This is a genomic window from Sorangium sp. So ce1335 (genome assembly GCF_051521615.1).
Taxonomy (GTDB): domain Bacteria; phylum Myxococcota_A; class Polyangia; order Polyangiales; family Polyangiaceae; genus Sorangium.
Genome location: NZ_CP150363.1, coordinates 11669600 through 11682132, shown reverse-complemented (window position 1 = coordinate 11682132; position 12533 = coordinate 11669600). Strand labels below are relative to the sequence as shown.

General features: G+C 71.9%; 12 protein-coding genes. 1 reads left to right on the top strand and 11 read right to left on the bottom strand.

Annotated features, from left to right (window positions below):
• Positions 1 to 3: 3 nt before the first annotated feature.
• The 7 genes from WMF24_RS43660 to WMF24_RS43630 all read right to left on the bottom strand — a co-directional run bounded on the left by WMF24_RS43660 (position 4) and on the right by WMF24_RS43630 (position 7627).
• Positions 4 to 222: a hypothetical protein gene (locus tag WMF24_RS43660; RefSeq protein ID WP_437733402.1), complete on the bottom strand. Its 219-nt coding sequence runs from the start codon at positions 220 to 222 to the stop codon at positions 4 to 6.
• 91 nt (positions 223 to 313) lie between these two features.
• Positions 314 to 1276 carry a S41 family peptidase gene (locus WMF24_RS43655; protein ID WP_437733401.1) on the bottom strand — a complete coding sequence of 321 codons (963 nt, stop codon included), beginning with the start codon at positions 1274 to 1276 and terminating at the stop codon, positions 314 to 316.
• Positions 1277 to 1373: 97 nt separating this feature from the next.
• Positions 1374 to 2219, bottom strand: a complete 846-nt coding sequence (locus WMF24_RS43650; RefSeq protein ID WP_437733400.1) for a hypothetical protein — start codon at positions 2217 to 2219, stop codon at positions 1374 to 1376.
• Entirely contained in the window at positions 2220 to 2444 is a 225-nt protein-coding gene (locus WMF24_RS43645) for a hypothetical protein (RefSeq protein ID WP_437733399.1), read from the bottom strand.
• A 10-nt stretch (positions 2445 to 2454) separates the two neighbouring features.
• The gene (locus WMF24_RS43640) at positions 2455 to 4194 is read right to left on the bottom strand and encodes a pentapeptide repeat-containing protein (protein ID WP_437733398.1); all 1740 of its coding nucleotides are present in this window, start codon (positions 4192 to 4194) and stop codon (positions 2455 to 2457) included.
• The gene (locus WMF24_RS43635; protein ID WP_437733397.1) at positions 4191 to 6428 is read right to left on the bottom strand and encodes a DUF2169 family type VI secretion system accessory protein; all 2238 of its coding nucleotides are present in this window, start codon (positions 6426 to 6428) and stop codon (positions 4191 to 4193) included. Before WMF24_RS43635 ends, WMF24_RS43640 begins: the two co-directional genes overlap by 4 nt.
• Positions 6428 to 7627, bottom strand: a complete 1200-nt coding sequence (locus WMF24_RS43630) for a hypothetical protein (protein WP_437733396.1) — start codon at positions 7625 to 7627, stop codon at positions 6428 to 6430. Before WMF24_RS43630 ends, WMF24_RS43635 begins: the two co-directional genes overlap by 1 nt.
• A gap of 53 nt (positions 7628 to 7680) precedes the next feature.
• Here WMF24_RS43630 and tssI point away from each other — a divergent pair, with 53 nt between their 5' ends.
• Entirely contained in the window at positions 7681 to 9696 is a 2016-nt protein-coding gene (gene tssI, locus WMF24_RS43625; protein ID WP_437733395.1) for a type VI secretion system tip protein TssI/VgrG, read from the top strand.
• Between the two features lie 63 nt (positions 9697 to 9759).
• Here the strand turns inward: tssI and WMF24_RS43620 are convergent, their stop codons facing one another.
• From WMF24_RS43620 to WMF24_RS43605, 4 genes are all read right to left on the bottom strand, one after another.
• Positions 9760 to 10554, bottom strand: coding sequence for a hypothetical protein (locus WMF24_RS43620; protein ID WP_437733394.1), 795 nt, complete (start codon positions 10552 to 10554; stop codon positions 9760 to 9762).
• A gap of 182 nt (positions 10555 to 10736) precedes the next feature.
• The gene (locus WMF24_RS43615; protein WP_437733393.1) at positions 10737 to 11435 is read right to left on the bottom strand and encodes a GbsR/MarR family transcriptional regulator; all 699 of its coding nucleotides are present in this window, start codon (positions 11433 to 11435) and stop codon (positions 10737 to 10739) included.
• 102 nt (positions 11436 to 11537) lie between these two features.
• Positions 11538 to 12188: a TlpA family protein disulfide reductase gene (locus WMF24_RS43610; protein ID WP_437733392.1), complete on the bottom strand. Its 651-nt coding sequence runs from the start codon at positions 12186 to 12188 to the stop codon at positions 11538 to 11540.
• A 67-nt stretch (positions 12189 to 12255) separates the two neighbouring features.
• Entirely contained in the window at positions 12256 to 12504 is a 249-nt protein-coding gene (locus tag WMF24_RS43605) for a glutaredoxin family protein (protein ID WP_437733391.1), read from the bottom strand.
• Between the last annotated feature and the right edge of the window lie 29 nt (positions 12505 to 12533).

Below are 12533 nucleotides of genomic sequence, written 5' to 3'. Positions count from 1 at the left end.
TTCTCACGCCGAACACCGGAAGATCTCGATGCTCACTTCCTGGTCCTTACTGCTATTGTTGTCCAGGTAGATGCCCCCCTGCAGGACCCTCATGACCTCGTCCCAGGACGAACAGGACACAATCCCTGTCTTCTCCGTCTCGACCCATTCGCAGACGTTGATCAGCTTCGCCTGAATGAAGTCCTGGGCTGCCGGCGTCCGGCTCGGGTTCGCTTCCTCCACCGCAGGGCCCTTGCGCCTGGGGGTCGAGAGCGTCTTGGTGGAAGCCGTTCCGCAATTGGCCGTCGTCCTGCCGAGCGGCCTCGACGTCTTCCTACGCCCCATGACCCCCTCCCGAGGTCCCCACGTCGCGCTCCGGTCCCACGCCCACCCCCTGCACCTCTGCCCCATCCGGCAGCGCCACCCGCACCGCCGCCGCCATCCGCGCGCCCCCCTCGCCCGCGCACAGCGCCTGCCCCACCCCCTTGCCATAGGTCCTCTCCCCCGCGATCACCGCCCGCCCGTGCGCCTTGAGGCACCCCGCGAACAGCTCCGCTGCCGAGGCCGTCCCGCGGTTCACCAGGATCGTCACCGGGACCGAATACGGCTTCTCCTGCCGCGAGCGATAGACCATCTCGTCCCCGTCGCCGTCCGTCACCGTCGCCACCACGCTCCCCGCCGGCAGGAAATCCCCCGCGAGCTCCACGAACGCCCGCAGCTCTCCTCCGGGGTTGTCCCGTAAATCGATGATCAGCTCTCGCATCCCTTCCGCCTCGAGCGCCCGCATCGCCCGGTGCACCAGCGCCGGCACGTCCAGCGAGAACACGCGGATCCGGATCACCCCGATCCCATCGCCCAGCGCCGCGTGCGCCACGTTCCCCGCGTCCGGGAGCACCTCTTCCGGTGCCGCCGCGCACGTGTAAAATACGTTCACCGCGCTCGGCACCAGCACCGCGCCCACCGCGTTGTTCCCGGCGTTTCCGGTCGTGGGGCAGGTGAGATTGATCGCCGGCAACCCCTCGATGATCACCTTGGAATTGCCCGCCACGTAGGCCCCGACATCCATGTAGAGCGGGTGCGCCACCCCGGGCTCCATCCCGAAGGTCATCGGGATGGTCGTGCCGAGGTTCAGCGCGTTCATCATCGATACCTTCACCTTCACCGAGAAATTCACCGCCATCGCGTTGAGCGCGAAGTTCGGGTACGGAATCGGCACCACCACCGGCCCCACCGGCGTCAGGCACACGTCCGGAAATCCGATGTTCATCCCGGCGCCGTTGTTGCTTGCAGGCAGCATCCGTTCGCTCCTTCCTCCCGCTGTCATCGGGGCGGCCGCAGGGGTAGCCCTCGAGGTCGCGCGCGTTCTTCGACAGGTACGATATCTGTCCGCCAGCTCAGGCCCTCGATGGGAACAGCTTCGCATTCTTCCAATAGCCGAGGATCGCGCACTTCGACGTGTCGTTGATCGCGACCTCGGGGAATCCCTTACCATTGACCGGGAACCGGACGAAGCCATGGCAATTCGCGCCGTCGCGAGCCCAGGCGCAAAGAAAGTTGTCACTCTTGGCGACGGTCCCCTTCTTGAACGTTCCAGAGATCATGCCTTCCGCGTCGATCGACAAGCCAGTCACCTTCTGCAGATGGGCTCTGAGCTCATCATCGTCATTGCTCCGCAGGAGGCCGCGCACCGTATCCTCATTGCTCAGATCGATCAGCTTCAGCCTCTCGGTGATCTTGACAATCATGATGCTGCCATTTCCATATCTCTGGGCCGTATCGTAGTTCGACAGATAGATCTGCCCACCCGGCTTGAAGGCGTTGAACACCTTGCTGGCGCCATGGAAGAGGACCGCTCCCTCCCCGACCATAAACATCTGTGCCGACTGACCATTGAGCTCCACGCTCTCGAGCGATCCGTGGTCGTCGAACTCTTTGCCTATGGCAGCATTGAAGATAGCATCCAGGGATTCCCTCCGCTCTTCGCTCCCCTCCTCGTGCTGGCCCTCGTCGCTGGCGTTATATTGCCGGACGCGACTCCGGTCGATCCGGGACCGCTGCGATCCATCGTCCCCCCTGTTCGCGTGCGGCTCTTGCGCGACGGCGCTTTCCTCCGGTGTGCTCTTGGGGCGCTTCGGGGCAGGAGCGCTGTTACTGTCCTGCGAGTTGGCGCCGAGCTGCCGTGTTGTCTTGGCCTTGCCGCGGCGGGCGCTGGAATAGGAATTCTTCTTCCGCCTGCACATCTATGCCTCTGCGCCTCTCGATGCCCTCGTCGCGCGAAGGCCGACACCCTCCACCGCCGTCCCGACCGGCAGCATCACCCGCACTGCCGCCGCCGTCCGCGCGTCTCCTTCGGCCGCACAGATCGCCTGCCCCACCCCCTTGCCGTGGGTCCTCTTCCCCGCGATCACCGCCCGCCCGTGCGCCTTCAGGCACATCCCGGCGCCGTAGTTGCTCGCAGGCAGCACGCGTCCGCTCCTACCGCGGCGGCCGCGGGGGCGTGTACGCCTCCGCCTCCAGCCGGTCGACGTCCGTCCGGCGCGCGCCGAGGAGCTTCGCGCCGGAGAAGCGCGCGCCCTTGTCGTGCAGGGCGTGCAGGTTGGCGCCGCCGAGGTCGGCCTCGCTGAAGTCGGCCTCCTCGACCCGCGCGTGCGACAGGTTGGCGCGCTCGAGGCGCGCCGAGAGGAAGAGCGCGCCGCGGGCCTCGGCGTGGTCGAGCATGGCGTCCCGGAGGTCCGCGCCGGCGAGGTTCGCGCGCTCGAGGTCCGCCCGGGTGAACGTGGCGTACCGGAGCATGGCCCGCGAGAGCTTCGCCCCGCGCAGCGAGGCGCCGCCGAAATAGGCGGCCTTCGCGACGACATTCGGCAGGCTCGCGCCGTCCAGCGCGGCCTCGCGGAGCCTGGCCTGCGTCAGGATAGAGCCCTCGAAATCGGCGCCGCGCAGGTTCGCCTTCGAGAAATCGCTGCCCATGAAATCGCAGTCGCGGAGGCTCATCCGCTCGAGGTTCGCCTCCAGGAAGGCGCAGCGGTGCACGGTGAGGCCGGCGAAGGAGACGGCGCGAAGATCGACGCCGGTGAAATCGACGCGATCGAAGATCGTCTTGCCGAGCACGGCGCCATCGAGCGCGGCCCCGCGGAGGAGCGCCTGCTCGAGCACCGCGCGCGTGAGGTTCGCGCCCGAGAGCCGCGCGCGGTCGAGGATGCAGCGGACCAGGCGCGCGGCCGTGAGATCGGCCCCCTCGAGATCGGCCTCGACGAGGATCACCGACTCCAGGTCGCGGCCCGAGAGATCCACGCCGCGGAGGATCGAGCGCGAGAGATCGCAGCCGAGGAGTCTCGCGCCCCGGAGGTCCGCGCCGGTGAGATCGCAGTCCGAGAGGATCGAGCGCTCGAGGCGGGCGCCGCGGAGGCTCGCGCCCCGGAGATCCGCGCCGCGCAGCGAGCAGAGCGAGAGGTCCGCGCCCGTGAGGTCGAGGCCGGAGAGATCCGCGCCCGTGAGGTCGGTCCCGGCGAGGTCCTTGCCCGCGAGCTCGGGCCGGCCGAGCTTTGCCTCGTCGAGGACCACGCCGTGCATGCGCCGCGGGAAGCGGGCGCCGCGGAGGTCGGCCTTGACGAAGAGCGCGCGATCGAGCTCCGCGCCGTCGAGGTCCGCGCCGCCGAGGTCGGCCCCCACGAAGGCGCCGGCCTCGACGCGGGCGCGGACGAGCCGCGCGCCGCGGAGGTTCGCGCGCGTGAAGGAGGCGCGCGCGATGCGGGCCTCCGTGAGATCCGCGCCCTCGAGGTTCGCGAGGTCGAGGCGCGAGCCCTCGAGGGTCGCGCCGGCGAGCCGCGCGCCGGACCAGTCCGAGCCCACCGCCTCGACCTCGACGATCGTCGCGCCGGAGAGATCGGCGCGGGCGAGGCGCTGGTAAGACAGCTTCGCCCTGACGAGCCGCGCGCCGGCGAGCCGCGCGCCCTCGAGGTTCGAGCCGAGCACGAGCGCGCCGTCCAGCGCGCAGCCCGCGAGATCCGCCTCCCGCAGGTCGCACTCGACGAAGTGCGCGCCCGAGAGGACGCTGCCCGAGAGCTGCGCGCCGCGCAGGCGGGTGCGGAGGAACTTGACGCCGGAGAGGTCGAGGCCCGCGAGATCCCGTGCCACGAGGTCGAGGCCGTCGAGGCGGGCGCCGTGGAGCGGCGCGCCGGCGCGGATGCGCTCGAAGAGCTCCCTGACCGTCGTCACGCGCCCTCCAGGCTGGAGCGCCGCAGGTTCGCCCCCTTGAAGTCGCAGCCGGCGGCGCTCGCGCCCTCGAGGCGGGCGCTGTAGAGGCTGGCCCCGGCGAAGGAGGCGCCGTCGAGGCGCGCCTTGCAGAGGTCGGCGCCGAAGAGGTCGGCCTGCGCGAGATCGGCGCGCTCCAGGGAGGCGCGGTAGAAGCGGCTCCCGCGCAGGACCGCGCAGGCGAGGCGCGCGCCCCGTGCCGAGGCCCAGGAGAGGTGCGCCCGGGGGAGGGAGGCATACCGGAGGTCGGCGCCGTCGAGCTTCGCCCGGAGCAGCGCCGCGCCCTCGCCCCGCGCATCCATCAGCGTCGCGCCCTCCAGATCCGCGTCGGAGAAGCTCGTGCGCGGCAGGGAGGCGCCGGTGAGATCCGCGGCCTTCGCGGAGGAGCCGGCGCACATGCACGCGACGAGCTCGGCGCGGCGCAGGGACGCGCGATCGAGCTTCGCCGCCTGGAGGACCGCGCCCTCGAGGCGGAGCCCCTCGCCGTCGATGTCGCGGAGGTCGGCCTCGTCGAGCAATGCGCCGCGCCCGCGCGCCCCGGCCAGGCGGGCGCCGGAGAGATCGGCGCGCGTGAAGATGGTCTGGTCGAGGACGGCGCCGCGCAGATCGGCGGCCGGGGCGCGCGCGCCGCCGAGGTTGGCCTGGGAGAGGTCGGCGCCGGAGAGATCGGCGCCCGAGAGGTTCGCCTCGAACAGCACGGCCCGCGAGAGATCCGCGCCCGAGAGGCGCGCGCCCGAGAGGTTCGCCCCCGACAGGAGCGCGCCCGAGAGCTTCGCCCCGGAGAGGTCGCGGCCAGAGAGGTCCTGGCCAGAGAGATCCTGCCCCGAGAGATCGACGCCGGGGCCGGGCGCGGGAGGCAACGCCGCGGCCTCGCCGGGGGGGTGATAGCCCGGGATGATCTCGCGGAGCCGCGTGTCGGCGAGCAGCGCGTCGAGGCGCTCGACGCCCTCGAGCTTCGTCCCGCGCGCGGCCGCGTCCTGCCGGAGCTCCTCGACGCGCGCGACGAGCGCGGCGAGCGCGCCGCCCATGGGGACGCGCGGCGTGCCCGCGGGCGTGGCCGGGAGGTAGGCGGCCTGCCGCTGCGCCGGGAGCCGCGCGAGCGCCTGCGCGAGGGTGCGCTCGAGGTCGACGCCCTCGGGGGTGCGCAGGGCCCGGAGCTTCGCGACGAGCTGCCGCACGCGCTCCTGCTCCGGCGCGTGCAGGCCGCCGAGCCGCTCGGCGAGGAGCTTCGATACAGGGTCCGCCTCGTCCGCGGCCGGCGGCGGCGGACGAGGCGCGCCGTCGCGGACGAGGTCGTAGGCCTCGCGCACCTCCGGCGGGAGGTCCTCGAGGCCGCGCGGATCGCGGGCGAGCCGCGCGAGCTCCTCGCGGTATCGGTCGAGCGGCAGCGGCGCGGCGTCGAGCGGCTCGGCGGCGATGACGACGGCGCGCACGTCGGTGAGATCGTCCTCGGCCACCTCGGCGTGGCCGCGCCAGGTCAGGGTCACGAGGCCCGCGTCCGGCTCGACGAAGAGGGTGTCGAGGCTCATGCGGGCGTCCTGCACGCGGCCCTGGGTGTCCTCGACGACCGCGCGGATCCGGAGCCCCGGCAGGCGGAACGAGGCCGTCTGCGCGGCGGGGTGGAGGTTCAGCAGCGTGACCTCCTCGTCGCCGCGCAGGTGGCCGGCGAGGCGCTGATCCGGCGGGGCTGCCTGGAAATAGGCCCAGTCGAAGTCCTCGGCGTACCAGGGGGCGCGGGCCTCCCGGTACGAGGGCCCGTACTCCTTGCCGAGCATCCGGCGGCGGTCGGGCGAGTCCGGGTGGATCGGCCCGAAGGGCGCGGGCACCTGGCGGCCCTCCCGCGGCGCCGGAACGAGGAGCGATTTCGACCAGCTCCCGACCGCGAGCCCCACGGCGTGCTCGCGCGGCGGCTCGCCGGGAGGCGGGCGGCAGGCGCCGCGGAGCAGGAGATCCGCGGCCGGCTTCCAGTCGGCGAAATCGCCGGGGTAGGAGCACTCGCCGTCGCGCGCGCCGTCGCCTCCCTCGAAGGTCTCGGCGGTCAGCGCCCCTTGCGCGAGCTGCCCTTCCAGCGGCGCGAGCGGCTCGCCCAGGCGGAGCGAGAACCGGCCGCGGACGATGAGGACCGCCTCGGGCTGCGGCGGCCGCCGCGAGCAGACCTTGGCGCCGAAGGGGAAGGGCGTGAGGTTCCGGGTCTGCATCAGAACAGGTTGATGACCCCGGACATGAGGTTGTACGCCCCGGTGCTCACCGACTCGGCCGACGAGACGCTCGAGCAGATGTTCTTCACGTTGGTGCGGAACTGAGAGAGCTCCTGCCGGTTGGTCAGGTTGAGCTCGGCCTTGGGGCCCATGTTGATCGAGACCCCCGCCGTGAGCGAGACCTCGAGCATCGCCGCGATCGTCAGCTCGACCAGGCCGCCGATCGTGACGTCCTCGGTGGCGCCGACGGTGATCGACGTCGCGTTGCCGATGGTGACGTCGCTGGTATCGCCGATGGTCACCGACTGGACCTCGCCGATGGTGGTGTCCGCGACGAGCGAGGCGGTCGTCGTGCTGGACACGGTGCTCGCGGTGGTCTCGTCGCTGATCGACGTGGCGCTCGTGGTGCTGGAGAGGGTCTGCGCGGTGGTCTCGTCGCTGATCGCGGTCGCCGTCGTCTTGCTCGCGATCTGGTCGGCCCAGGTCTCGTCGAGGATCTGCGGCACTGGGCAGGCCGCGGAGCCGGTGTACGACTCGATCCGCTGGGCCCAGGTGGAGCTCAGGCAGACGGGGTTCGGGCGCTCGGCCGTGGGGGCCTCGGAGCCGGTGATGCTGGTCTGCTTGTTCCCGTAGAAGCGATCGAGCGTATCGCCATGGTAGGTGGTGTCGACGTCGCCCTTCTCGGTCTTCTCGGTGACCTTCCACGTGCCGTTGTAGTTCTGGACCCACTCGATGGTCGTGGCGGCGGTCCAGAGATCGGTGGCGTCCTGGATATGGCCGCCGGAGACGTCCCAGCCGGCGGTGTCTTCCTGCCGGCCGAGGACGAGCATGCGGTAATTGCCCTTGATGACCTCGACCTTGTCGCCGCGCGTGGTGGTGATGCGGTTGCCGTCGGAGTGGTCGCGCCAGCCACCCTTGGTGTGCAGCTTGGCGGTCTCGGCCTGCCGCTCGGCCTCGGGGACGAAATCGGGGCATCCGTCGCGCTTCCGGGTATCGTCGATGAACGAGGTGACCCGGGCGGCGAGGTCCTCGCCGGTCGCCCTCGGCGCGCTCGGGTTTGCCGCCAGGCTCGGGTCCTTGACCGCGCCGAGGCGCAGGTACGAGCTCATCGCCTCGGCCTCGGACGCCGCGTCGTTGAAGTTCGGGACCTCGATGAGGAGGTATTTGCCGTTGATGCCGTCGCCCTCGCGCGTGCCCATGCGTGCCTCCGCATCGGCTACGGTATCAGGCGAGCCGCGGAGGAGGCGCGACGATGAACGGAGAACCGACGGAACCCCTGAGTTGCAGCGAGCCGTCCGCACCCGCCGCCGCCCGGCCGTGCGGTGAGCCCACGGCCGCGACGGCGCACCGCGCGCCCGGCGCCGTGACGGTGGCCGCGGCGTCCGCCGCCGCGCGCATCCGCGAGGCCCCTGACGCAGGGCCCCCGTGCAGTGAGCCGATCGCGCGCGCCGCGTGCGCGGAGGGCCCGGTGGAGGCGGCCGAGCCGGTGGACGATGCCCCGCCGGCGCCGTCTCCGGACGACGAAGAGCTCCCCGCGGCTCCGGCGCGGGCGAGCGCCGGCGGGCCTCGCGAGCTACCGCCCTCGCCGCCGCGGCCGATCCTCGGAGGACCTCGGGGAGCGCCGCCGCCGCGCCCGGGCGCGAGCGCCGGTGGGCCGCGGGAGCTCCCGCCGTCCCACGCCGGCCCGCGGGCGCCCGATCACCTGCCGTTCCGCGAGCTCGGCGCAGCGGGATCGGCGCTCCACGAGGCGGGCGGGGCGCCGGCCGTCGCGCTGAAGGAGGCGAAGGCCGCGCTCCGGGACCGGGCGCGGCAGGCGCCGATCCTGCGGCTCGACTCCGACGATTTCTCCTGCGACCTCCTCCGGGTGCGCGGGGTGCACGGCAAGGAGGCCATCGGCCAGCTCTTCTCGTACGACATCGACGTCGTGTGCAGCGACGGCGCCGAGCTCTCGATCGAGCAGGTGCTCGGGGCGACGGCGTCGCTCGTGTTCGAGGTCGAGGGCGCGGAGGAGCGGGCCGTGCACGGCATGATCGCCGAGGTGGAGGACCGGCACGAGACGGAGAGCGCCTTCCGCTCCTACCGGCTCCGGCTCGCGCCGCGGGCGTTCCGCGCGACGCTGGTGGAGCTCCAGCAGGTCTTCCTCGACATCAGCGTGCCGAAGCTCATCCAGCACAAGCTCGCGATGGTGGGGCTCGGGCCCGACGACGTGGTGATGCGCCTCTACCGCGATCACCCGGATCGGGAGATGATCGTCCAGTACAAGGAGACGGATCTGGCCTTCATCTCGCGGCTCGCCGAGCACCTCGGGATCTCGTTCTTCTTCGAGCACGAGTCCGGCCGCGACGTGATGGTGTTCACCGACGAGCAGACGGGCTTCCAGCCGCTGCCGGGGGGCGACGAGGTGGTGTTCCGGCCGCGGGGCGAGCGGCGCGACGTGTTCGAGCTCAAGGAGCAGGTCAGGGCCTTCCCCGCGACGTACGTCATGCAGGAGTACAACTACCGGACACCGCGGCTCGACATGACGGCGGCGCACGAGTCGCCGGCCGGCCTCGGGGGCGGGGTGGTCGAGTACGGCGCCCACCACAAGACGCCGGAGGAGGGCCAGCGGCTGGCGCAGATCCGCGCGGAGGAGCGGGCCTCGTCGAGCCGCTATTTCGAGTGCCAGAGCGACGATCTCCGGCTGATCCCGGGGGCCGTCTTCGCGCTCGAGGGCCACCCGCGGCTCGACGGCGCGCGGCTCCTCGCCGTCGAGGTCGAGCACCGCGCGGTGCAGCCGGTGGCCATCGAGGGCAGTGGCGGCGGCGAGCAGGAGTACGTCAATCGCGCGCGGCTGGTGCGCGCCGAGCAGGCCTACCGCCCCCCGCGGGCGACGCCGCTGCCGAAGATCCACGGGGTGGTGTCGGCGCTGGTCGATCCGCTGCCGGACGGTGAGATCGGGGAGGCCTCGCCCATCGACGAGCAGGGGCGCTACCGGGTGCGCTTCCACTTCGACGCGGGGGATCCCGCGTCGCGCGCGTTCCCCTCGCGCCTCGTGCGGATGATCCAGCCGCACGCCGGGCCGAACTACGGGGTCCATTTCCCGCTCAAGCCCGGCATCGAGGTGCTGATCGTCTTCGTCGACGGCGACCCCGACCGGCCGATGATCGTGGGCGCCGCGCCCAACCCGATCACGCCGTCCCCGGTGACCCGGGAGGTGAACCTGATGCACCGGATCGAGACGTCGACCGGCATCCTCATCGAGATGCGAGACTGCCCGCCGCGCGGGTGACGCGGGCCGCCGCTGCCGCGCCGCGGCGGCGCTCGCCGCGACCGCGGCCGCGGGCCCCGATCCTCAGTAGCAGATCCCGAACTCGGGGTAGCCGATGTCGCTGCAGATGCCGCCGCTCGCGCACGGGGCGCCGAGGAGCTCCGGCGGACAGAGCGCGATGCAGGTGCCGAAGTCCTCTCCGGTCCCTTCCAGGTCGCCGCACAGCGACCCCGGCACGCAGTCGGTGGAAGCCTCGAAGGTGCAGGCGCCGCCGACGGGGATGTCACCTCCCGCGATGCAGGCCGGCTCGCCGCCGACCAGCTCTCCAGGGATGCACCACTCGGGCTCAGTGCAGCCGGCGCCGAGCGGCGTACACGCGCCGCCGCCGCCGACCTCGGTCACCTCGATGGAGATGTCGAGCTGGCCGTTCCCGATGGTGACGGTCGTGCCGTCGGTCAGGAACCGATAGACAACCTCCGTCGTGGCTCCATCGTAGATCGTGAACGTCGCGGGATTGGCGGAGATGAGGGTCGCCTGCACGGGCACGAACGTCCCCCCCTCGTAGCGCTCAAGGACCCAGCCCGACTCCAGGAAGCCCCAGTAATCGCCGGTGGGCAACGCCGCGCTGAGCACCGTCTCGTCCGGGCGATCCGAGCTGCTGAGGTAGGTGAAGATCGGCCCCTCGATCGCGAAGAGCGCATTGCTCAGCCGGTACACACGCCCGTTGGTCTCCGCCACGAGCGACAGGCTCGCGCGGCCCGTGGACTCCGCGTCTTCCACCTGCTCCGCGCCGCCCGGCGCCGTGGTGCACGCCGGCAGCAGCGGCGCCGCCGCCAGAAGTGCCATGAACCCGAGCCCAACAAACGCTGATCGCCTCATGCAGAACCTCCTGAAGATGAAAAGGACCTCCAACCGTAACGCGGGGCACGGCGCGCTCGTCAGACAAACCGGAGACGAAACCGTGCCCTCATCGCCGGATCAACGCGATGACATGGAGGTGTGGGACGGCCGCCGCGAGGCTGACGCGGCGGGCCTGCGCCGCGCGCGAGGCCGAGCGGCGCTCAGCGCTTCCGGCCGGCGCGGCCGCTCAGCCGGCTGATCGCGTCGCCCGCGGCCCACGCGACGCGGGCGGCGGCGTTCAGGGAGCGGACGACCGCCTCGGGCACCTGCGAGATCAGCCGCTCGAGATCGACGGGGCCGTCGATCGACGGCAGGAGCTGCTCCATGAGCTCCGCGAACAGGTCGTACTTGCGCGACAGGTCGTCGAGCCGCGCGCGCATCGCGTCGGCCTCCGGGCCCTGTGCGTCGCCGAGCAGCGCGAGCGCGCGCCGCGCGAGCGCGCGCTTGTCCTGCACGACGCGGCGCAGGCGGCCGAGGTAGGCGCCGACGATCACGTCCGGGTACTTGCCGCGCAGCGCGAACGAGTCGTGCCGCGCGCCCGACTCGCGCCGGCGCTCGATGATCCCAGCCGCCTCGAGCCCGCGCAGGTTCGCGAAGATGTTGCTCTTGGAGCGGCCGAGCTCCTGGCTCAGCTCATCCATCGAGCGCGGCACGTCCGCCAGGTACAGCGCGGCGACGACCTGCCCCCCGAGGCGGGTGATGCCGGGGAACGAGGCGGCGATCTCGGCGCCGACGCCCTCGAGCAGCGCCTGCCGCGCGGCCGCGACCCGCTCGTCCGAGGAGCGGCCGTCGCCCCCTTCGCCCGCTCCGGGCGGCTGCGGCGGCTGCGCTGTCGGCGACGTCGGCCTGCGGGCGGTCATGATGGGTGACTCACATAACGATCTTTCACGAACGCGCCAAGCAGCAGCGCGAGGGGCGCGCCCCGCGGCCGACGTCCCGCGCGCCGCCGCGCCGGCGCCCGCTCAGGAGTCGTCCGTGCAGACCGAGGCGAAGCCGCCGCGCGGCTGGCCCTTGAAGATGTCGACCGGGCACCCGCCCCAGCGCGAGACCATCTCGCCCACGTCGATGGCCAGGCTGCTCGACCAGTCCCGCGCCCCATCGAAGCGGGCCCGGATGATCCCGTTCGGGTCGATGATCCACGTCTCCGGGTAGAGCTGCGTGCCGTACTTGTCCAGCACGACCTTGGACTCTGGATCGAACAGGACCGGGAACGGCGGATCCCCGTTCAGCGCCACCTTGAGCGCGTCCCGCACGTCGTCCGGCCCCTCGTCGGTCGAGATCGTGAGGACAACGAAGTCGTTCCGGGACTGGGCGATCCGGCCGAGCTCCGCGAGCGCCGGCATCTCCTGCAGGCACGGAGCGCAGGTCTTGGTCCAGAAGTTCAAGAAGACCGTCTTGCCCCGGAACGATGAGAGCCGGACCGGCTTGCCGTCCATGTCGGGCAGCTCGAAGTCCGGCGCGAGCCGGTTGCGGCCGGCGTAGGCCGGGCGCAGCGCGCACATGGCCTTGCAGGCCGTCGTGCGCTGATCATTCTGCGCCGCGTGCACGAAGCCGTAGACGGCGACGGCAGCGACGAGGATGAAGAGGATCTGCGCGATCGTCGTCCACTTCACGGGGTTGGGCATAGCCTAGCGCAGCGCGGGACGAAAGCGGGCGGAACCGTCCTGACGCCGCCCCGGGTCATTCCGGGCTCGTGAGCAGCCGCTCGAGCCGCTGCTCGTCGACGCGGTACTTCATGATCTTCCGCCCCTCCAGCTCGACGACGGGGACCTCCCAGTCGTATAGCGCCCGCTTCTCCGGGGCGGCCTCGCGGTCCAGGTCGACGACGGCGAGCTCGAACGGCAGGCGCGCGCGCACGCGCTCGAGCGCGGCGTGGGCGTCCTCGCAGAGGTGGCAGCGCTCGCGCGTGAAGAGGGTCAGCTTCTTCATGAGGTTCCTCGCGCCCTCCGGGGCGGGCG

Bases quoted from the DNA above. Each gene is read 5' to 3' on its own strand.
- tssI (WP_437733395.1), top strand. From the start codon at position 7,681: ATGAACGGAGAACCGACGGAACCCCTGAGTTGCAGCGAGCCGTCCGCA.
- WMF24_RS43650 (WP_437733400.1), bottom strand. From the start codon at position 2,219: ATGTGCAGGCGGAAGAAGAATTCCTATTCCAGCGCCCGCCGCGGCAAG.
- WMF24_RS43605 (WP_437733391.1), bottom strand. From the start codon at position 12,504: ATGAAGAAGCTGACCCTCTTCACGCGCGAGCGCTGCCACCTCTGCGAG.
- WMF24_RS43620 (WP_437733394.1), bottom strand. From the start codon at position 10,554: ATGAGGCGATCAGCGTTTGTTGGGCTCGGGTTCATGGCACTTCTGGCG.
- WMF24_RS43635 (WP_437733397.1), bottom strand. From the start codon at position 6,428: ATGCAGACCCGGAACCTCACGCCCTTCCCCTTCGGCGCCAAGGTCTGC.
- WMF24_RS43615 (WP_437733393.1), bottom strand. From the start codon at position 11,435: ATGACCGCCCGCAGGCCGACGTCGCCGACAGCGCAGCCGCCGCAGCCG.
- WMF24_RS43630 (WP_437733396.1), bottom strand. From the start codon at position 7,627: ATGGGCACGCGCGAGGGCGACGGCATCAACGGCAAATACCTCCTCATC.
- WMF24_RS43655 (WP_437733401.1), bottom strand. From the start codon at position 1,276: ATGCTGCCTGCAAGCAACAACGGCGCCGGGATGAACATCGGATTTCCG.